Annotated in this window: 16 protein-coding genes and 2 tRNA genes; 10 read left to right on the top strand and 8 right to left on the bottom strand. The window is 71.2% G+C overall.

What is annotated here, in order from left to right:
* Window positions 1-10: 10 nt before the first annotated feature.
* Entirely contained in the window at window positions 11-1,399 is a 1,389-nt protein-coding gene (locus ACH34T_RS09745) for a PLP-dependent aminotransferase family protein (protein ID WP_395991677.1), read from the bottom strand.
* 69 nt (window positions 1,400-1,468) lie between these two features.
* Between ACH34T_RS09745 and ACH34T_RS09750 the strand changes: the two genes are divergently transcribed.
* The 3 genes from ACH34T_RS09750 (at window position 1,469) to ACH34T_RS09760 (ending at window position 2,898) form a co-directional block, all read left to right on the top strand.
* On the top strand, window positions 1,469-2,119 hold the full coding sequence (locus tag ACH34T_RS09750) for a pyridoxamine 5'-phosphate oxidase family protein (RefSeq protein WP_395991678.1): 651 nt from the start codon (window positions 1,469-1,471) through the stop codon (window positions 2,117-2,119).
* Window positions 2,120-2,171: 52 nt separating this feature from the next.
* Window positions 2,172-2,768, top strand: coding sequence for an oligoribonuclease (gene orn, locus ACH34T_RS09755; RefSeq protein ID WP_395991679.1), 597 nt, complete (start codon window positions 2,172-2,174; stop codon window positions 2,766-2,768).
* 54 nt (window positions 2,769-2,822) lie between these two features.
* Window positions 2,823-2,898 (top strand) — tRNA-His (locus tag ACH34T_RS09760).
* Between the two features lie 80 nt (window positions 2,899-2,978).
* Here the strand turns inward: ACH34T_RS09760 and ACH34T_RS09765 are convergent.
* The 3 genes from ACH34T_RS09765 to ACH34T_RS09775 are packed head-to-tail and all read right to left on the bottom strand — an operon-like array spanning window position 2,979 to window position 7,191.
* Window positions 2,979-3,620 carry a 4Fe-4S single cluster domain-containing protein gene (locus tag ACH34T_RS09765; RefSeq protein WP_395991680.1) on the bottom strand — a complete coding sequence of 214 codons (642 nt, stop codon included), beginning with the start codon at window positions 3,618-3,620 and terminating at the stop codon, window positions 2,979-2,981.
* Window positions 3,617-4,954: a hypothetical protein gene (locus tag ACH34T_RS09770; protein WP_395991681.1), complete on the bottom strand. Its 1,338-nt coding sequence runs from the start codon at window positions 4,952-4,954 to the stop codon at window positions 3,617-3,619. The genes ACH34T_RS09765 and ACH34T_RS09770 overlap by 4 nt, the downstream gene beginning before the upstream one ends.
* Window positions 4,951-7,191, bottom strand: coding sequence for a serine/threonine-protein kinase (locus ACH34T_RS09775; protein ID WP_395991682.1), 2,241 nt, complete (start codon window positions 7,189-7,191; stop codon window positions 4,951-4,953). The genes ACH34T_RS09770 and ACH34T_RS09775 overlap by 4 nt, the downstream gene beginning before the upstream one ends.
* A gap of 367 nt (window positions 7,192-7,558) precedes the next feature.
* On the opposite strand from ACH34T_RS09775, the gene ACH34T_RS09780 reads away from it, so the two are divergent.
* Window positions 7,559-8,431, top strand: coding sequence for a macro domain-containing protein (locus tag ACH34T_RS09780; protein WP_395991683.1), 873 nt, complete (start codon window positions 7,559-7,561; stop codon window positions 8,429-8,431).
* Between the two features lie 16 nt (window positions 8,432-8,447).
* Here the strand turns inward: ACH34T_RS09780 and ACH34T_RS09785 are convergent, their stop codons facing one another.
* Window positions 8,448-10,199 (bottom strand): CATRA conflict system CASPASE/TPR repeat-associated protein, encoded by a 1,752-nt coding sequence (locus ACH34T_RS09785; protein ID WP_395991684.1) that lies wholly within the window; start codon window positions 10,197-10,199, stop codon window positions 8,448-8,450.
* Window positions 10,159-10,629: a CATRA system-associated protein gene (locus tag ACH34T_RS09790; protein ID WP_395991685.1), complete on the bottom strand. Its 471-nt coding sequence runs from the start codon at window positions 10,627-10,629 to the stop codon at window positions 10,159-10,161. Before ACH34T_RS09790 ends, ACH34T_RS09785 begins: the two co-directional genes overlap by 41 nt.
* A gap of 510 nt (window positions 10,630-11,139) precedes the next feature.
* On the opposite strand from ACH34T_RS09790, the gene ACH34T_RS09795 reads away from it, so the two are divergent.
* The 4 genes from ACH34T_RS09795 (at window position 11,140) to ACH34T_RS09810 (ending at window position 17,613) form a co-directional block, all read left to right on the top strand.
* The gene (locus ACH34T_RS09795) at window positions 11,140-13,086 is read left to right on the top strand and encodes a CHAT domain-containing protein (protein WP_395991686.1); all 1,947 of its coding nucleotides are present in this window, start codon (window positions 11,140-11,142) and stop codon (window positions 13,084-13,086) included.
* Window positions 13,087-13,128: 42 nt separating this feature from the next.
* Window positions 13,129-16,599 (top strand): CHAT domain-containing protein, encoded by a 3,471-nt coding sequence (locus tag ACH34T_RS09800; protein ID WP_395991687.1) that lies wholly within the window; start codon window positions 13,129-13,131, stop codon window positions 16,597-16,599.
* A gap of 302 nt (window positions 16,600-16,901) precedes the next feature.
* The gene (locus ACH34T_RS09805) at window positions 16,902-17,471 is read left to right on the top strand and encodes a response regulator transcription factor (protein ID WP_395991688.1); all 570 of its coding nucleotides are present in this window, start codon (window positions 16,902-16,904) and stop codon (window positions 17,469-17,471) included.
* Between the two features lie 69 nt (window positions 17,472-17,540).
* Window positions 17,541-17,613 (top strand) — tRNA-Lys (locus ACH34T_RS09810).
* A gap of 112 nt (window positions 17,614-17,725) precedes the next feature.
* On the opposite strand, the gene ACH34T_RS09815 is transcribed toward ACH34T_RS09810, so the two are convergent.
* Together ACH34T_RS09815 and ACH34T_RS09820 are read right to left on the bottom strand one after the other, a co-directional pair.
* Complete coding sequence (locus tag ACH34T_RS09815) at window positions 17,726-18,130, bottom strand: integrase core domain-containing protein (RefSeq protein ID WP_395991689.1); 405 nt, start codon at window positions 18,128-18,130, stop codon at window positions 17,726-17,728.
* Window positions 18,063-18,656 (bottom strand): hypothetical protein, encoded by a 594-nt coding sequence (locus ACH34T_RS09820; protein WP_395991690.1) that lies wholly within the window; start codon window positions 18,654-18,656, stop codon window positions 18,063-18,065. The genes ACH34T_RS09815 and ACH34T_RS09820 overlap by 68 nt, the downstream gene beginning before the upstream one ends.
* Before the next feature lie 649 nt (window positions 18,657-19,305).
* Here ACH34T_RS09820 and ACH34T_RS09825 point away from each other — a divergent pair.
* A complete protein-coding gene (locus tag ACH34T_RS09825; RefSeq protein WP_395991691.1) occupies window positions 19,306-19,668 on the top strand; it encodes an SCP2 sterol-binding domain-containing protein in 363 nt (120 codons plus the stop codon).
* A 21-nt stretch (window positions 19,669-19,689) separates the two neighbouring features.
* Entirely contained in the window at window positions 19,690-19,938 is a 249-nt protein-coding gene (locus tag ACH34T_RS09830; RefSeq protein WP_395991692.1) for a hypothetical protein, read from the top strand.
* Window positions 19,939-19,940 lie beyond the last annotated feature (2 nt).

The raw sequence follows: 19,940 nt of genomic DNA on the forward strand, positions 1-19,940 counted from the left end.
CCTTCGCGCCTCAGACCTCCCCTGCCTCCCCCGTTCCCACCAGCTCGTGGACGACCTCGCAGCCCTTGCGGAGCTCGGCCGTGCCCGCCGCCGACCCGTAGCCGATGACCAGGCCGGACGCCCGCCGCGGACCCGTGTGGTGATGTTCCAGCGTCTCCACGAGGACGCCCCGCTCCGCCGCCGCGCGGACGACCCGTCCCGCGAGCGCGGCCGGGACGTCCACCACGAGGTGCAGCCCGGCCGTGTCGCCGCGCAGGGGCAGCCCGTCCAGCGTCTCGACGACCACGTCCCGCCGCCGCGCGTACTCCCCGCGCATCCGGCGGACGTGCCGGTCCAGGTCGCCGCGTTCGAGCAGGAGGCGGAGCGCGTCCTGCGGGACGACGGCCGTCCGGTCGTTCAGCTCCTCGCGGCGCAGCGCGACGTCCGCGACCAGGTCGGGACGGCCCACCAGCCACCCGACCCCCATGTCCGCGGTGAGGATCTTGGCGGTCGTGCCGAGGTAGACGACCACGTCCGGGTCGAGCCCGTAGAGCGCGGGCAGCGGCGCGACGTCGTACCGGAACTCGCCGTCGTAGTCGTCCTCGGCGACGAGCGCGCCCGTGCGCCTCGCCCACGCGAGCAGGGCCTGGCGGCGCGGGACGGGCAGGACGCCGCCCATCGGGAACTGGTGCGACGGCGTCGTGTAGACGAGGCGCAGATCGTCCGGGAGGCCGTCGACGACGAGGCCGTGCCCGTCGACCGGGCACGGCACCAGCTCGGCGCCGCGTCCCGCCAGGACCGCCCGCGCCCGCCGGTAGCCGGGCTCCTCCACCCCGACCCGGTCCCCCGGACGCAGGACGGTCGCCGCCAGCAGATCCAGCCCGTTCGTCGCGCCCCGCGTGACGAGGAGCCCGTCCACGGGACACCGCACGCCGCGGCTGCGCCTGATGTAGTCCGCCAGCGCGATGCGCAGCCCCGGCAGGCCGTGCGGGTCCTGGCGCTGCTGCGGCGGCATGCCGGACGCGAGCCGCCAAGCACGCCGCCACGCGGGAGTGTCGAGCGCTCCGACCCATGCGAGCCCTGGCCGCAGATCGATCTCGTGCGGGGCCGCCGTCCGGCGCACCGTCCTCGTCTTCGTCGGCGGCGGCCTCTCACCACGCGGAGCGGCTACGCCGTCGGTCACGTACGTCCCCGACCCGTGCCGCCCTTCAAGCCAGCCCTCCGCGTACAGCTGCTCGTACGCCTCCGTCACCACCGTCCGGCTCACCCCGAGCAGCCCGGCCAGCGCCCTGCTAGCGGGAAGCCGCTCGCCCGCCGCCAGCCGCCCCTCCCCCATCGCCGCGCGCAACTGGCCGACGAGCTGGGCGCTCATCGGCTCGTCCCCGTCCCGGTCGACGGCGAGGGGCAGGTCGATCGACAAAGTGGTCTCCCGCTATCGGCACTAAGTGGCCCTACCGACCAGGCCACTCTCTTCCTAGACTAAACGGACATGACCGCACTCTCATCGACCGCCCGCACCCGGCTCGGCAGGCTGCCGGAGCGCGCCGCCGACGACCGCTCCGTCCTCCACCGCATCCTGGACGACGGCATGATCTGCCACCTCGGCGTCATCGTGGACGGCTCGCCGCGCGTCATCCCCACCGCCTACGGCCGCCTGGACGACACCCTCTACCTCCACGGCTCCACCGGGGCGAGCAGCCTCAGGGCCGGGCCGTCCCAGGAGGTGTGCGTCACCGTCACCCACGTCGACGGACTCGTCCTCGCCCGGTCCCTTTTCCACCACTCCATCAACTACCGAAGCGCCGTCGTCTACGGCACGCCCCGAATCGTCACCGACCCGGACGAGAAACTGACCGGCCTTCGCGTCGTCACCGAGAACCTGACACCCGGCCAATGGGACGTGGCTCGCGGGCCCACTCGCAAGGAAATGGCCGCCGTCTCCGTACTGGCCCTATCCCTGGACGAAGCGTCCGTCAAAATCCGCCAGGGCGGCCCGAGCGACGACGACGAGGACTACGCGCTGGACATATGGGCGGGCGTCCTCCCCGTCCACCAGACGTTCGGTACGCCCTCACCCGACCCCGCCCTGCGTCCCGGCATCCCCGTCCCCGGCCACATCGCCCGCCGCGTGACCAGTTAACTCGTTCCAACTCGGTAGCCCGCACGGTCGTTCATGGCCGTAAGGTGAACCCATGAACGAGCGGCTTTGCTGGATCGATTGCGAAATGACGGGACTCGACCTGCGCAACGACGCACTCATCGAGATAGCCGCACTGGTCACCGACAGCGAGCTCAACCTCCTGGACGAGGGCGTCGACGTGGTGATCAAGCCCCCGCCCGAGGCGATCGCCCAGATGACGCAGGTCGTCCGGGACATGCACACCGCGTCCGGGCTGCTCGAAGCCCTGCCGTCCGGCGTCACCCTCGCCGAGGCCGAGGACATCGTCCTCAAGTACGTCAGGGGCCACGTCAAAGAGGCCAACAAGGCGCCCCTCTGCGGCAACTCCATCGCCACCGACCGCTCGTTCCTCGCCCGCGACATGCCCGCCCTCGACGGCCACCTCCACTACCGCATGGTGGACGTGTCGTCCATCAAGGAGCTCGCCCGCCGCTGGTACCCGCGCGTCTACTTCGCCAGCCCAGAGAAGAAGGGCGGCCACCGGGCCCTCGCCGACATCACCGAGAGCATCCAGGAACTGCGCTACTACCGCGCCGCCGTCTTCGTCCCGCAGCCGGGCCCCGACTCCGAGACGGCCCGCGCCGTCGCCGCCAGGGTCGCCTCAGGCTGACCCACTCGCCCGGAGCCGCTACACTACTGGGAGCCGGGATCGATCCCGGCCACGGTGGGTGTAGCTCAGCTGGCAGAGCACTTGGTTGTGGTCCAAGATGTCGGGGGTTCAAGTCCCCTCACTCACCCCAAGGTCAAGTTCCTTTGCGGGGCTTGGCGCGGAGAGCGAAGATGCTGTTCCCCAGGGAGCCCCTGAACGGGGTTCCGGGTGTCAAGCGCGCCAGGTCGCCTCGTCGAAGGTGATGCCCAGCTCGTTCAGCCGATCGGCCATGCGTTCCATCTCGCCGTCACGCGGCACGCCGACGAACCAGACGCGGTTCCCGTTCTGGACCACCTGCATGCGCGGGGCGTCAGGCGGCGGGGCGGCGTAGCGTTCCTCGCCGAGCGGCGTGAGCGGCACCAGGCGCTGGTTGGCCGACCCCAGCCACGGCCGGTCGGTCGGACGCCGCGCCAGGTACGGGCCCGCGATCACCGCGTCGCACAGTTCCAGGACGCGGCGCGCCGCCGCGTCCCGGCGCAGCCGGCTCATCGGATACCCGGAGTAGACGAGAACGTCGATCGGCGGTCCGGCGCGCCGCGCGCGGATCCCGCGAAGCAGTTCGGCCAGCGCCTCCGGCTGCTGGAACGGCTCGCCGCCTGAGACGGTGACGCCGGTCATGCCGTCGCGCACCGAGGCGAGCCATTCCAGCACCTCGGCGACCTCGACGGGAGAGGCGGAACCGCCGTCCCAGGTGTCCCTGGCCACGCAGCCGTCGCAGCCGATCGTGCAGCCCTGGACCCAGATGCCGGCGCGGCGGCCGGGGCCGAGCGTCGTGACCGGGTAATGGACCCGGTTGAGCAGGAGACCCGTCATCCAGGCAGCTCCCGCTCCCGCGCCTTGGGACGGTTCCGGGGCCGCGCGGCCTGCGGCTTCGCGACGGGAACCCGCTCCCGTTCCCCGGGCCGCAGCTCCATCCGCGTGTCGACGTCGACGCCGCCGGCGGCCAGGCGCTCACGCACCTCCTCGAACGTGTCGCACCAGGCCTGCTCACGTTCGACGTCGACGCGCTGGGCGTCCTGTCCCTCCCGTTGCTCGGTGCGGAACACCATGGAGCGCAGTTCGCCGTCGTCGACCACGAGCGCGACGGCGTGTTCGGGCCAGTCGTCGCGAGACAGCTCCAGGCGTCCGTTTCCGCCGGTCAGGGTCTCCACGTCCGCGGAGACCTCGAAGCCGAGGTCGGCCGCGGCGGCCTGCACGGCCTGGCGGAGATAGTCCTGTTCGGCGGCGGCCTGGATCCGCGCGCACCGGCTCGCGGCCCGTTCCCGCAGCGCCGGGTCGAGTTCGCGGCGCCGCGCCACGACCTCGCCGAGCGCCTGCCGGAGCGCCGCGTCCTCCTGATCGTCGGCGGCCGCGAGGGCCTGCAGCATGATCGCCGCGTCGGCCGCGTCCGCCCGCCGGACGCCGGCGTGCTCGTTCGCCGCGTCGACCCGCTGCCGCAGATCGGCCAGGCGGGTGCGCGCCTCGCCGAGGTCGCGGACCAGGGCCTTCCCGGCCGCCCGCTGGACGGCGGCCAGATCCTCCGCGTCGACGTCGACGGCGAGACGCGCCACGATCCGGGCGACGTCGGCCGCCTGCGACTCCGGATCGGCCGCACGCGCGGCCGCCGTCCGGGCGGCGGACTTGGACGCGGCGCGCAGCGCCTCGACGACCCTGTCGGCGGAGAAGACCTCGGGTCGCGGCTCACCGGGCCTGGCGACCTGCCAGGCCTCGGTCATGCGCCGCTCGATCTCGGTCGCGGCGGCCCGGCCCAGCCAGTGCTCGATCTCCGCGATCGCCGCGTCCGCGTCCGCGCACCAGGAGGTGAGGTCCTCGACCTGGCCGGCCAGCGCCATCGGGTCGGGAAGCGGACGCGGAGCGGCCAGCCCGGTGTCGGCCGTCACGGCGGCGCAGTCGGCCGCCAGAACCGCGATGCGCGCGTTGCGGTCGAGAACGCGCAGCGCCGCGCTCTCCCATTCGGACGCGCATTCCCGCTCCCGCAGCCAGGCCGCGTGACGGGCCTCCATGTGCGCGCCGAGCGACGCCATCGCGCCGCCCGCGGCCACGGTCACGGCACCGGCGGCCCTGGCCGCCAGCACGGTTCCGCCCGCGGCCAGGACGGCGGCGCCGCCGAGCACCACCGCTACCTCGTAGACACCGGCGGCGCTCATCGTCCCTCCAGCGCTTCGCGCGTCTCGCCCTCGTGCCAGCGAGTCCAGGCCGACCAGCGCGAATACGTCCAGACGCCGTAGACCGCCGCGACGACCAGCGGCACGATCGGCGGGAACACGTAGGTGAAGACGCTGAGCGCGACGATCGCCAGGGCGATGATCAGGCAGCCGCCGCAGCCTCCCGCGTCCCTGACGCGCTCGCCGGCGCGCCCGCCGAGAACGCCGACCTTCTGCAGGAGCGAATACTGCGGGTGATACATCGTTCCCATCTGGACCGCCAAGGCGATCTCCACGCCGACCTGGCCCAGCAGCACCGGGACGGCGACCACCAAGGCGATATCGGTCTTACCGGAGAACGAGGACAGGAAGAAGAAACCGAACCAGACCACGGTCATCAGACCGGCGCCGGCGACGGCCAGCGCGACCGCTGCCCCGCGTCCGGCGAGGCGCTGTGCCTCCCGTTGCTGCCAGCGCATCATGCGTTCGTCCTGCTGCCGCTGCCGCGCGGTGACCTCCCGGTGGATCCGCTGGGCCTCCTCCGCCGCGACGGGCAGCGCCTGGCGTACGACCAGGGAGCCGACCGCGTCGTCGCCGGCGTCCCGCCACACCGCGTCGAACCAGGGGACGGGGACGGGCAGCGATCGCAGGCCCGCCATGACCTGCTCCGCCAGCCGGGCCGCCGCCCGTTCGGCGTCGATCGCGATCAGCAGCAGCTCCGCCGCGGCGGCCGGGGTTCGCCGCGGCGCCCGCGGCAGATTCGGGGAGTGTCCGCTGACCCGCGCGGTGACCTGCTCCCAGCGGTCGGTGACGGCACGCAGCCTGGCGTCCACCGCGCCGAGCTCCGCGCCGCCCGGGCACTCCGCCAGCGTCGCGAGGACGCGATGCTCGGCCAGCTCGCTCACCACGGGTCCCGCTCTGCGGTGCCCCTCGGCGCCGGGGTCCAGGACGGCGGCGGCCAGCGCCCGCAGGCTGTCGACGGAAATGGCGATTCCGGCGTACACCGGCGGCAATTCCGGGTTCAGCCAGCGCAACAGCCTGAGCAATCGGACGCCGGCGGGAAGCGGGCCGTCCAGCTGGTCCAGAATGTCGTCGCGCTCTTCGACATCGTGGAGCCGAGGGTCGTCGAACTGCCGGAGCCAGGTCTTCAGCGTCCTGCGCGCCTCGCCGTCGCGGAGGAAATAGCGCTGGGCCGCCTCGTCCCAGTGCTCCGCCATTGCTGAGGCCAGCGCGACCCCGTCGGTGTAGAGCCGGTCGCCGAACAGGAAAGGCTTGACGTCCGCCTCGGCGAGCGGCGGCAGGGCGCTGTCGTGAACCGCGGGAGAACCTCCGGAGAGCCATTCCGCCACCTCCGGCCCGCCCCACCGGTCCTCCGGGTCGCGGACGAGCAGCCCGCGGCAGAGCAGCCGCAGGCGCTCGTCCTCGACCCCGGACACGTCGATCGGACGGGAGGCCAGGTGCAGCATCACCGCCTCGGGGACCAGGTCGGGAAAGGGCGGCTCGCCGAGCGCGAGCTCGCGCACGATCATGCCGAGCGACCACCAGTCGCGCATGACCGAGACGAATCCCGCGAAGGTCTCCGGCGCCGAATAGGCGAGCGTGTGGCCGGCCGAGGAGAACATCGCGGTCTGTTCGACATAACGGCTCAGTCCGAAGTCTGCTAGGGCCAACCGGAACGGCTCGCGAGAGCGGAGCAGGATGTTCTCCGGCTTGAGGTCGCGGTGAATGATCCGGCATTCGTGCAGGACGGTCAGCCCGCCGGCGACCTGCCTGACGACTTCGACGATCTCCTCCGGTGAGATGCCGTTCCGGGCGGTTCCGGAATCGTCGCCGGACCCGTCGTTGAAGTCGCCGGACCCGTCGTTGAAGTCGGCGGGCCCGTCGTTGAAATCGTTGATGAAATCGCGCAGAGTCCCGTGGGCCAGGTACTCCATGAGTTCGAATGCGCGTCCGGCGGCCTGCCCGGTCTCGCGCAGGCCCACGATGTGCGGCGAGCGCACACCGCGCAGCGTCTCCCACATCTCCCGGTTCGGGGTGATCCCTCGCCGGTAGAGCTTGAGGACCAGTTCCTCCCCCGCCCGGTCACGCACCCGCAGCATGTCGGCCTCGGCTCCGGACGCGTCCAGCTCGGTCACGACGTCGAAACGCGCGGCGAACTCGGGCGGCAGCGCTATCAGCGATTCCTCGCCGGCGACCACGACGTCCTCTCGCCGCGTGGCGCCTGCCGGCCCCTTGTCCATCGATACGGTCCCGGTGTCCGGGTCGAGCGACGTGGCGTGCGGCTCCCGTCGCGTTCGCCCAGAGCCGTCGGAATCCTGCATCTTCGCGCCCCCGCAAGGTACCTCTGGGACCGACCCTTAAATGCTAACCATCCGCCGCCCCCTTCGCGAGCGTGCTCCCAAATTGGAACGTTTGACCGACATCAGCCACCGAGGCCCGTCCCGCTTATTCTCCAAAACCTCGCGGACATTGGAACCTGATCATGGGCCAAACCCGGATGGACGCCATGTTTGCGTCACCAGACCAGACATAGCGCAGCCAACTAGCGGATACTGATCCCCGGAAGCGGCACGGAGTCTGGAAGGTGCGCACTCTGGTGATCGCGACATGCTGAGCCTTCGCTACACGCTGCGGACTCTCGGCGGTAGCGCACGCGGACGCCGCTCGCTCGGTGCCAACACGCTGGCGGCCTTCGGCCTCGCCTCGACATTCATCCAGTTCTTCGGCCAGTTGACGCCCGAACTATTGCCCGACACAGAGATAACGGTCCCGGCCGTTTTCCTCGCGTGCCTCGGGTGGGGTGCGGCCCGCGCCGCACCGCGGCGGCGGCTGGTTCACGAGATCCCCGCACTCCGGACGCGAGTCTCGGTGGCCGTCGGCGACCTGTTCGAGCAGGACGCGGACATCGTCGTGGGGTTCACCGACACCTTCGACACATCGGTCGCCGACGATCGCGTGATCAGCACGTCCACCGTGCAGGGACAGCTGGTGCTGCGGCGCTACGACGGTGACCCCGGGCCGCTGGACGAGGATCTAGACGGCGCCTTGTCGCGGGCCGTCCCTACCGGGCGGGAGACCCGCCAGAGCAAGCCGTACGGCAAGCTGCTGCGTTTCCCGCTGGGAACGGTGGCGCTGATCAGCCGGGCCGGCCAGCGCGTCTTCGCCGTGGCCTACAGCCGGATGGACCCGGACAACGTCGCCCGCTCCTCGGTCCAGGACCTGTGGTCGAGCCTGGACCGGCTCTGGGACGCGGTCTACGAGGCGGGCCAGCGCCGCCGGCTGGCGATGCCCGTCGTCGGCTCCGGACTGGCGCGCATCGACGCGCTCAGCCGGGAGAGCCTGCTGCGGATGATCCTGCTCTCGTTCGTCGCCCGCTCCCGGCAGGCGCTCATCTGCGACGACCTGCTCATCGTGATCCACCCGGACGATCTGGCCGAGATCGACCTGCTGGAGGTGGCCGCCTTTCTCAAGGCCGTCTAGACGGTCTCAAGGCCGTCTAGACGGGATCGCCTGACGTGGGTTCACGGCCGTAGACGTCCAGGTCGGCGAAGCGCGCGGGGTTCCGCCAGTCGCCTCCCTGGTCGACGACGGCGCACCCGGCCAGCTTGAGCCGCTCCACGAGCTTGCCGGCGGCCGCGGACGATCCGTCGAAGCGGATGTAGTTGCGCCCGGCCAGATCGGCGATGGGACGCAGGTCGCCGAAATGGACGATGATCGTCCGTTCCGGATAGGCCATCAGCACCATGCCGAGCTCGATCAGGACGTTGGGACGCGCCTGCCCGGACGGCCCGGTCTCGTGGCCCGGCTCCCGCTCGCCGTGCAGGTCGGGGTGCAGCCGGACGATGTCGTCCGGGGTCATCAGCACCACGGCCGCCTGCGCGTCGGCGGGGGCGCGCTGCACGACGTCCCCGAGGAACGGCGCCGTGCTGCCGGTGGCCGCCACCAGCAGCTCCCAGTCCAGGGGCCAGAGGTTGAGGGCGCGCAGGAAGTCGAACATGCGCTCCCGCACCGTCTCGTCACGGCCATGAACGACGAACACCTTGCGCCGAACGTCCACCCCGGACGCACCGCCCCCGTCCCGCACAACCGCCGACCCGCCCCCGAACGAGGCGGTCTGCGGAGAGCGGGTGGCCGGCGCAGGGCGGAGCCGCGGGTCGTCGCTCAGGGTTTCGCGGAGGCGTCGCGTGTGGCTTCGCGCGGCCTCCAGGATCGCCAGGTCGTCCTTGAGCTGCTCTCCGAACCAGGTCGCCAGGGCCTTGTCGTCGGCGAAGAGGCGGTCGGCGCCGTCCTCGCCGAGGACCTCGGCCATGTTGGCCGCGGCGATGCCGACGGTCTGCCGCATGATCTCCAGCCTTCTGATCACATCGAGCAGCTCGGCCTCGTCCGTGCGCAGCCGGGTCAGCCGCTCCTCCGGCGCCGCCAAGTCGCGCGTGGACCTGTCCGTACGCTCGTGAAGCTCGCGGACTCGCCGGCCGTCGTCGTACACCCGGAGCAGGTAGCGGGTTTTCGCGGCGTGAAGGAGGTAGCGCGCCAAGGGCGGTGTTCGCGTGTCGCCTCGCGACCACGTCCAGGCGCTCAGCTGTGGATCTTGGTCATCGGGGGCCACGACGACGATCCGGCGTTCGATCCGTTCGTCGTCTTGGGCGGACGGTTCCCAGAGGGTCAGCTGGTCACGCGGGCGGTAGGCATCGTGCCACCAGTCACTGTCGTCGGTAGCGAAGGGAAGCGACGGACGAATGGCCCTGGCGAGTTCGGCGGAAGGACGAGATTCACCGCCGCCGCGGCTGGGCACTTTGGCGAGATACAGGCGTGCCACGCCCAACAACGGATCAGGGACATCACCGGCAAGCTCGTCCCACCACCGGTCGAATTCGGCCCATCCACGTGGAAAAGGCGGCCTTTCCCCGTCCTCGCGGCGGACCTTTCTGGACCCATCGGTCGAGGTGAATGCGCAGGAAAGATTCAGGACGTCATGCTCCCGCCGGATGATCGCCTGAACTCTCGCCCCTGGCTCCTCGAAGGCGGCGATGGCATAACCCGTCGCGTCGAACGCGGCGGGAAGGTCGGTCGGCAGGTGCGTTCCCGGAATCGCCTCCGCGGGACCCAGCCTGCGTTGCAGACCCCGCCACAGCGTGCGAATCCACCTTTCGCACTCGACGGCGTGCGGCCCCTCCAGCGGCGCGAAGAGGTGGACGACGAACTCCTGGTCAGCGATCCGCGGTCCGGTCATCGCTGCCATCGATGTCATCGCTGTCTCCGGTGTCTCCGGTGTCTCCGGTGTCATCGGTGTCTCCGGCGTCGGCCTCGTCCGTGCCGTCCGTGCCGTCCGTGCCGGAGCCGCCTGGGGGCTGAGCCGCGTTCCCTCCGAGCGAATGGATCAGCTGGTTCGCGCGTTCCCTGATCCGCGGCGGAGGCGGGACCACCGGGGTGTCGCCGATCCGCGTGATGCGGTCGGGCCCCATCAGCTCCAGGTCGGCGGTCGCGTTCCGGAGCGCCGCCTCATCACCGGCGGCGCACGCCTCCTGCATGCGAGCCGCGACCGGCTCGATCCGGGCCCAGCGTTCGAGGGGGAACCTCCACATCAGCAGATCCCCGAGAACGTCCAGAGCGTCCTCAATGATCTCCATCGTCGCGGGCGAGGGGCCGAGGGGGGCGAATGCGCCGTCAGGCAATCGCATGCCACCGATCTTAGCAATGGGCCGCTGGCCTGTCCGTGAGGTCGCGAACGCCGGGCATCGCCTGGACGATCTGGAAAGCCGGGACCGTGCCATTCTGACGGCTCATTTCCGCCGGACGGCTCCATAAGAGCGATTCGGCATATTTGCGACAGCAGCCACGAGGAAATTCATTTCAGTGCCGTCGACGACACGGCTCTGCTAGCGTCCCTCACCATGGGGATGGTTTATGTAGTTTCTCACCAAGAACGGTTCGGTCCCTCGCGGCATACGCCCGATCCGCATCACGAAATCGAAACGGGATGGCGCCGCTGGCGCAATTCCAGATCCCGTTTCCTTCATCGGCGCGGCATCAGACGGTATGCGCGCTGGAAGTCCACAGGCGACCTCGACGACCTCAATGACGCCATTCGGGATCTGTCCGCGGCGGTCTGGGGACGGGCCTGGGCACTCGCCAACGTCAAGACCGGCCGGTCACGCTGGTCCGCGTACGCGAACGACCTCGGTGTCGCGTTGCTCGACGAATACCAGGCCACGCGGAAGTACCAGGACACGCGGAAGGCGACCACGCTCGACGATGCCGTCGAGTACCTGCGGAGGGCGGCGGACGCGCTTCCCGGCGACTGTCCGGCCCGGGCCAGGGCGCTCGCGAACCTCATCCCCGCGGTCGAGGCCCGCCTCGCCCTGCCCCGGCGGGACCTGCTCCTGCCGGACCTGAACGACCTGCGGCGTGAGCTGAGCACCATGCCCTCGGCTCCCGTCCACAAGCGGCTGGCCAGCGCCCGCGCGTGGGGCTACGCGGTCGCCGACGCCGAAGGGGCCGCTTCGGGCTTGGCCGGTCTGGAAACCGCCGTCGAGCTGCTGCCCCAGGCCGCATGGTGGGGGCACCGTCGTGAGACCCGCGAAGGTGTGCTGGCCGACAACATCGGGCTGGCCACCGATGCGGCGGCGTGCGCGATAGCCGCCGGCCGTCCCGATCGCGCGATGGAGCTGCTCGAAGGCGGCCGGGCCGTGCTGTGGCAGCAGTTGCTGAGAACTCGTAACGACCGGTCCGCGTTGCGCCGGGTCAAGCCGAGGCTCGCCAGGCGGATGGACCGGGTGGCCGCCGCCCTGGAGCAGGACCGCCGCGGCGTGCCCGCCGACGAACGGCTGGCCCTGGTGCGCCGCTGGTCCAGAATGGAGCGTCGGGCGAACGCGAAACTGCAGCGTGAGTGGAACTCCCTGGCGATACTTGCGCAGAAGGCGGTGCCCGAGGGTGTCTTCACGATGCCCGGCTGGGGTCCTGACCTCCGGCCCGCCGGTGCCGAAGGGCCGGTCGTCGTCGTCAACGTCAGCCGCTTGCGGTGCCATGCGGTGATCGTCCAGGAGGGCGAGGAGCTGCCGGAGGTGATCGAGCTTCCCGAGCTCACCTACGAGGACGCCCACGCCCGCGCGGAGCGTTACATCGCCGCGATGTCGTCCGAGGGGGACGAGCGGGAGCGGGAGCGCGTCGTCACCGCGACCCTCGACTGGCTGTGGCGGACCATCGCCGCTCCCGTCCTGGACGCACTCGACCAGCGGAAACACGCGGACGCCGACGCCACCGGGCCCGCCCATCCCGCCGGATCCACCCATCCCGCCGAGTCCGCCGAAGCCTCCTCCGAGTCCGGCCGGTCCGCCGAGGAGATCCGGGCACGTCTGTGGTGGTGTCCCACGGGACCACTGATGATGCTTCCGCTGCACGCCGCCGCCCGGCTCCCGCAGCAGGACTCGCCCGGCATGGCGCTCCTGGACCGCGTCGTCCCGTCGTACACGCCCGCCCTCCTCGCCCTGAACCGGGCCAGAAAGAATCGAGATGCCGCGAAGACCGTGAACGAGGGCATCGGCCGCCGGCTTCTGCATGTGATCGTGACCGAAGGCCCTGGCCGGGTGGGCCTGCCGGGCGCCGCCCGCACGCGTGCGCACATCGAGGAGCGCGTCCCCGCGGACGCCCGCACCACGCTCGAAGGAGCGGCGGCCACCCGGACGGCGGTGACGGCGGCACTCGCGCGGCATGCGTGGGCCCTGTTCGACTGCCACGGCATGCAGGACCTCGACGACCCCTCCCAAGGCGGGCTCGTCCTGCACGACGGGACCCTCACCGTGGCCGATCTCGCGGGCGACCGGCGGGACTCGGCCGAGTTCGCCTTCGTCGCCGCCTGCGCCACCGCGGTCGGCGGCGACAGGCTGCCCGACGAGTCGATCACCCTGACCTCGGCGTTGCAGTTCGCGGGCTACCAGGAGGTCGTGGGCATCTTGTGGACGGTCCCGGACAGCTGTGCGGTGCGCGTCACACGGTCGGTATACGGTGAGCTCACCGCCGGCGGGCGGCTTCGGCCGTCGGAGAGTGCGCGTGCCCTGCACCGCGCCGTCCGCGAAGAACGCGCCCGACGTCCCGATCACCCGAGTGCTTGGGTGCCCTTCCTGCACGTCGGAGTGTGACCGGCCGCCCAGGCGGGGCAGACGCCTGGCGATGGGGGTCGGATGGACGAGGCGACGCGGGCACGCCGTCCGCGGGCGGCGGCCGAGGCGCGGCTCGGCCCGGAGGTCCGCGCCGGAGATCTGCCCGGTGACGCGAGGCGGGCGCTGGAGCGGATCACCGCGGAGCCCGCCGACTGGGTCCTGATCGCGGAGCAGGTGTTCGCCGGGGACTTCGCCGAGGTGAGCCGTCCGGCCGCGCTGGTCGTGGCCGGGCTCATGGAGTTCGCGTTGGACGAGACCGCGCCGCGGGATCCGCTCCGCCGGCGGTTCGTCCACTACTACGCCTCCGCGTTCGGCGTCCTCGTGGAGCGCGACGGCGATCTCGCCGCGATGCCGGACGCGGACACGGTGCTGTCGGCGGAGGCGGAACGGCACCCGGAAGGCCATCCGCTCCGGCGGTTCGGCTACTACCTGTCCGAGCACGCCGCCACGGTCCGGATGGATCTGGCGCCCAGCGCCGCGGCCTTGGACGCGCTCATCAACGCCCGGTTGAGACTCGTCCCGCTCATGGCGCCGGACGATCCGGAGACGGCCGAGCTCATGGCCCGGCTGGGGGCGGCCTTCCTCGACCGATGCGACGGCTCCGCCGCCGATCCGGTGCTCACAGCCGAGGCGATGCGCTGGACCCGGAGGGCCATCGAAGCCACGGGCGCCGATCATCCCCGGCTCGGCGTCGTCCTGGGGATCGCCGCGCAGACGCTGACGCAGCGGTACAGGGACGCCGGCCAAGAGGCGGAACTGGCGGAAGCCGTCGCGCTGGCGCGGCGGGCCGTCCGATGGTACGCGCGCCAAATGCCGGGCGTCTGGCAGCCACGGACGCACCTGGCCCAGGCCCTGCTGTGTCTGCACGAGGTGAACAACGACGTCGCGGTGGTGGACGAGGCGATCGAACAGTACGCCATCTGTCTCGCGCAGTGCCCGGACGAAGCCGTCGTGGCGCGGGCGCACGTGCTGCTGGAATTGGGCAATGCACGGCGTCTCCGTTACGAGCGGACCGGCGATCTCGACGATCTGCAGCAAGCGATACTGGCGGTGCACCAGGCCCGCGACGGGATGCCGGCGGACGACGAGCATTACGCCACTCTGCTCGGCAACCTTTCGGGATTTCTGTACTACATGTACGAGCGCACTGGGAACGAGAGCACGCACAACGAAGCGGTCGCGGCCGGTCGCGCGGCCCTTGAGGCGGAGGGTTCCACGCGCCAGTCCCTGCGCACGCTCAACAACCTCGGCTCCTCCCTGGTGCAGCGGTTCGTCCGCACCAGGGACAGCCGCGTCCTGGACGAGGCCGTCGACCTGCTGGAACGCGCCGTGGAGGGGACCCCGGAGCGGGACCCCGAGCTACCGGCCCGGCTGACCAACCTGGCCGAGGCGCAAGGCTATCGGTACGTCCAGTTCGGCGACCTGGAGGCGCTCGACGAATCGATCACGCTCGGCCGCAGGGCATTGGCCGCTCTTTCCGCACGTCCGCCCTATGACCGGCTGCGATGCGGGACGGCGGCGCGTCTCGGCCACCGGCTGCGGCTGCGTTATGTGCGCACCGGCGATCCGTCCGCGCCGGAGGAGGCGGCCGGGTTGCTCCGGGAGGTCGTCGCCGCGCTGCCGGAGACCGTCCCCGACCGGCCGCACTTCCTCCACCTCGCCGCCATGGCGCTGGAAAGCCTCTACCAGGAGACCAGGCGGCCCGAGGTGCTGGACGAGGCCATCGCCATGGCCCGCGCCGGGCTGGAGAATCTGCAGCGCCGCCACGGTGACCAGCAAGGACTGCTGATGGCGCTCGGCGCGCTCCTGAGCCACAGGTACGACGAGGTGAACGACCCGGCGTGCCTGCGGGAGGCCGGGTCGTCGTTCCGGGACGCGGCGCTCCTCGACGGCCCGCCGACCAACCAGATCGTCTGCTGCAGGTTGGCGGCGGCCGTGGCCATGAGGGACGGCGACTGGCGCACCGCCTCCGACATGCTCGACCGTGCCATCTCGCTGCTGCCCCGGCTGGCCGCCCGCGGGCTGGCGCGGAGCGACCAGGAACGGCTGCTTAAGGACATCGCCGGGCTGGCGCAGGACGCCTGCGCCAGCGCCTTGCAGGCCGGGGAGCCCGGACGCGCCCTCACCCTGCTGGAGAACGGCCGGGGCATCCTCTTCGCGCAGCTGCTGGAGACCCGCAGCGACTTCACCGAACTGCGGGATCGCCATCCAGCCATCGCGAACCGGCTCGACGATCTGCGCGCCCGGCTGGCCGCCCCGCCGGACCCGCTGGACGACCCCGACGAGCATCACGCGCTGGCGGCGCAGTGGGACCTGCTGATCGCCGAGATCCGGAAGCTGCCGGGCTTCGCCCGCTTCGCACTCCCCCCGTCGGTCGAGGAGCTGCTCGCGGCCGCCGGGCCGGGGCGGCCCGTGGTGGTCGTCTCGATCAGCGAGCACCGCTCGGACGCGCTCCTGCTCACCGCCGACGGCCTCGACGTGGTCGCGCTGCCCGGCGTCACGCCCGCCGCCGTCGAGGAGCAGGTCCGCGGCTTCCTGACCGCCATGGGCGAGCCCGCGGCCGGCCCGTCCACGGCGACGGACGCGGAGAGAGGACGGCAGGTCGCACGTACCCTCACCTGGCTCTGGGAGATGATCGCCGGGCCCGTCCTGGACCGCTTGGACCTGACCGCTGCGGCGGGCGCACCGTCCCGGATGTGGTGGTGCCCGACCGGGCCGCTGTCACTGCTGCCGCTCCACGCGGCCGGCCACCACACAGACGCGGCGGACGCGCCGACGGTGATCGACCAGGTGATCTCGTCCTACACGCCCACGGTGCGGGCGCTGCTGCACGCCCGCCGGGACCGGGCGGACCGGGCCTCCGGCTCCGGCGACGCCCGCGAGGCCGCGAAGGCGGCGCGTGCGGTGAGCTCCCTCGTCGTGCCGATGCCGTTCACGTCGGGGGCCCAGAACCTGCCGGGAGCGGCGAACGAGGCCGCTCTGTTCGACGCCTTGTTCGAGCGGGTGACCGTCCTCGCCGAGCCGGACGCCCGCCGCGGCCGGGTGCTGGCGGAACTCCCCCGCCACGAGGTGGCGCACTTCGCCTGTCACGCCTTCAGCGATTCCGATCACCCGTCCACGAGCCACCTGCTGCTCGGCGACCACGAGGACCGGCCGCTGACCGTGCTGGACATCGCGGGCCTGCGGTTGGAGGACGCCGAGCTCGCCTACCTGTCGGCCTGCTCGACCGCCCATACCGGCGGAGCCCTGGCCGACGAGGCGATCCACCTGGCCGCCGCCTTCCAGCTCGCCGGCTACCGCAGCGTCATCGGGACCCTGTGGCCGGTCGCCGACCGTCCGGCCGTTCATTTCGCACGCGGGATCTACAAGGCGATCGCCGCGCGGGGAACGGACATGACCGCCCAGGCCCTGCACGCGACCACGCACCGGCTGCGCGACCGCTGGCCCGGACATCCCGAGATCTGGGCGGCGTTCATCCACGTGGGCGCATAGCCCGCCGCCGGCTGATCAGGGCTCTGCGACGCGGCCACCAGGCATTCCGTCAGCCCAGGCGACGCCGGGCGACCCCCAGGACCTGACCTGCCACAACCTTGATCGTTGCAGGCGGGCCGGGGACCCACTGCCCCGCTATAGTCCAAGATGTCGGGGTTCTAGTCCCCTCACCCACCCCGGACGCAGGCCCTGCAGCCCCGGCCACCCCGGCCGGGCCTCCTTCATGCTCGACGCGTCGACTCAGGAAGATCGGCCCGTTATGCTCCCACCCTATACATCCAACGACACCCCAAGGGCAACGGATGAGTGTCGATGAGACGGCCCCGCTCCGCGTCCTCGTCGTGGACGGCGACCCCCAGGTCCGGGCCGCCGTGACCACCCTGCTCGACGCCAGCGACGAACTCACGGTCGTCGCCGAGACCTCCGACGCCGCCGCGGCCGTCTCCCTCGCCGAGCGCCTGCGGCCCGACATCGTCCTGCTGGACGCCGCCTCCGCCGGTCACGCCACCCCTCTCAGCCACACGTCCCGCGTCTTCGTCCTCGCCGGCGCGGACAACCCCGCCGTCCAGGACGCCCTCCGCGCCGGCGCCTGCGGCCACCTCGTCCCCGGCGCCTTCACCGTCCCCGACCTGATCCGCGGCGTCCGCGACGCGTCCCGCACGTCCCTCGGCCTGTCCGCCCGCGAATCCGAGGTCATGGACCTCATCGCCACCGGCCGCTCGAACGGCGAGATCGCCCGCCAGCTCTTCCTCAGCGAGAAGACCGTCAAGAACCACGTCAACCGCATCTACTCCAAGCTCGGCGTCAGCTCCCGCGCCACCGCCATCGCCCTCTGGCGCGGCATGGTCAGCGTCCTCCCCGCCAGGGACTAACCGGTTCGCACAGGTCCCAAGCTCCTGATACTGTTCTTCCTGTCGCAAGGGCCGGAGGCCCTCCGACAGGCGCCGTTAGCTCAATTGGCAGAGCAGCGGACTCTTAATCCGCGGGTTCGGGGTTCAAGTCCCTGACGGCGCACCCGCCCTCACCAGCAACAACCCCCGGATCTGGGATCACTGCTGATCTTGTATGGGGCCCGACCGTGGCCCACCTGAGGCCCTGTTCCTGCCGAAAACCTCGTCCGCGCAGGTCAAGCAGCATGTTCGGACTCGTTGAGGATTCCGCCCAAACATTGCCTTTTTCGAATGTTCAGGTGGGCGATCTGGCCTGGTTCGGTGATCGACGGAGGCAACGGCTTCAACGGGCGTGCGTTGGCGTCGCCTTGGTGCGGGCGGTGTGCGTTGTAGAAGGTCTCGAACTCGCGGAGGGCATGGAGCAGATGCCGCTGGTTCCAGACCAGCGTGCGGTCCAGGAGTTCACGGCGGCAGGTCTGCACCCACCGCTCCATCACCGCGTTCATCCTCGGCATCCGCGCCCCGGTCAGCACCACCCCGATGCCGGCATCGGCCAGGACGGCGTCGAACAGGTCAGGGAACTTGCCGTCCCGGTCGCGGATCAGGAACCGTGCCCGGCAGCCCGGGTCCTCCAGATCCATGACCAGGTTCCGCGCCGCCTGGGTCACCCACAAGGCGGTCGGGTGCCGGATCGACACCGGCGTCCTTGAGGATCTCCCAGACGGTGGAGGCGGCCACCTTGACGCCGAGCACCAGCAACTCGCCGTGCACCCGCCGGTAGCCCCAGCTCGGGTTCTCCCGCACCAGGCGAAGTACCAACAGCCGGATGGAGCGGACGGTCGGTGGGCGGCCCGGCCGCTTGGGTTTCGAGCGGGCAGCGTGCCGGCCGGCGAGCAGGTCGCGGTGCCAGCGCAGCGCCGTGTCCGGCCGTACCAGCAACCGCATCCGCCGCAACGCCACGAGAGGCAACCGGTGCAGCAGCGCCGCCAGCAGTGCCCGGTCCGCCGCAGTGAACCGCACCCTCCTCCCACCCAGCTGGCGCTCCAGCACAGCGATCTGATGCCGCAACACCAAGATCTCGGTGTCCTTGTCCCGATCGGTCATCGGAAGCAGACGCAGCACTGCGAACGTATTCGTCACCGTCAAGTAGGCCAGTCGCAACAGCACAGCCGCTCATCGCGACGACCGCCTCGCCGCGGCCTGTCCCTGCGACTGATCAAGCCCCACACCGGAGCCCACTCCCTGCACATCCCGCCTGCACAGACGTAGTTTTCGGCAGGCACAGGGCTGTGACCGCGGTGCGGCTGGAAATGCTGGTGGTCGGTTTCCCCGTCTTCGAAACCGACCACGAGCCGGTCGACTGCGCCGCCATTGCCAAGGCGATCGGAATCGAGTCGTCCCAGATAGAAAACCCGTCCGACCGTCCGCACGGTGATGGAACGCGCGCTCGCCGCCCCCGGCCCCTACCTCCTGGACGTCGGCGTCGGCACAATCCTCGCCCCGGCTCGCAGCAGCCTCCGCGACATCCCTCGCCCCGCGGCTCGGGTGAGACCTTTTCAGTCGGCGATGGTTCCGTCCCGGGCAAAATGGATGCATTCCAGAAAAGCGCTGTATTGCCGATCTTCGGTGGCGGGCGCGGCATTTGATCGTCGTCACCACCCCGCCAAGCCCGGCATGCCGGACGGGCACCGAACACCGCGTCCACCATTATTCTTCGCAAATAGTCCACAATACCCTTTCGTGTGGCGGCGGGGCCGTGCCTACCGTGAAAGGGCGGGGAGACAGCCCTGCGAACACATCGGAACGGGGGACCACGATGAGTGACGCATCCGAGGAGCGCCGTGCCGTCCGGCGGACGCTGGAGAACCTGGCGAGCAGGCTGGAGAACGCGCGGGCCGCGCGCGACGGCGACGTCGTGCTGCGGCTGACCGGCGTGGGCGGCGGGACGTACGCCCTGTCCAGCCACCAGCGCAAGGTGTCCGTCGCCGAATCGGCCGAGGGGGTCAGCGGGGCTCCGCTGGTCGAGGTGATGGGCGACGCCGAGGTCGTGCGGGCGATCGTCGACGGCGAGGTCGACGCCCGCGAGCGCTTCCTTCAGGGCGGCCTCAGGCTTCGCGGCGACCTGCGGTACTTCAGCGACGTGGCCCTCGAACTCGGGCTGCTCAAGACCCCGCTCTGAGCGCGCCGGAAGGAGCGTCCCATGGCCACGACGACCGGCCTCGTCCAGCGGATGTCCGTCTCATCGGCGTTCACCTGCGCATGGATCGGGCCCACACCGAACAACGTCGAGCTGCTCACGGTGACCAACGACGGCACCGCGGCCGACATCGCGCTCGCCGCCACCCACGCCCAGACGCTGTCCGCGGCGGCCGCCAACTACCGGGTGGTGTCGGCGCAGCACGCCGACGACAGCGCCAAGGTCCTCTCGCTTGAGTTCGAGCCCGTCTAGGA

It is taken from the genome of Actinomadura sp. 9N215, assembly GCF_044326345.1.
Lineage (GTDB): Bacteria > Actinomycetota > Actinomycetes > Streptosporangiales > Streptosporangiaceae > Spirillospora.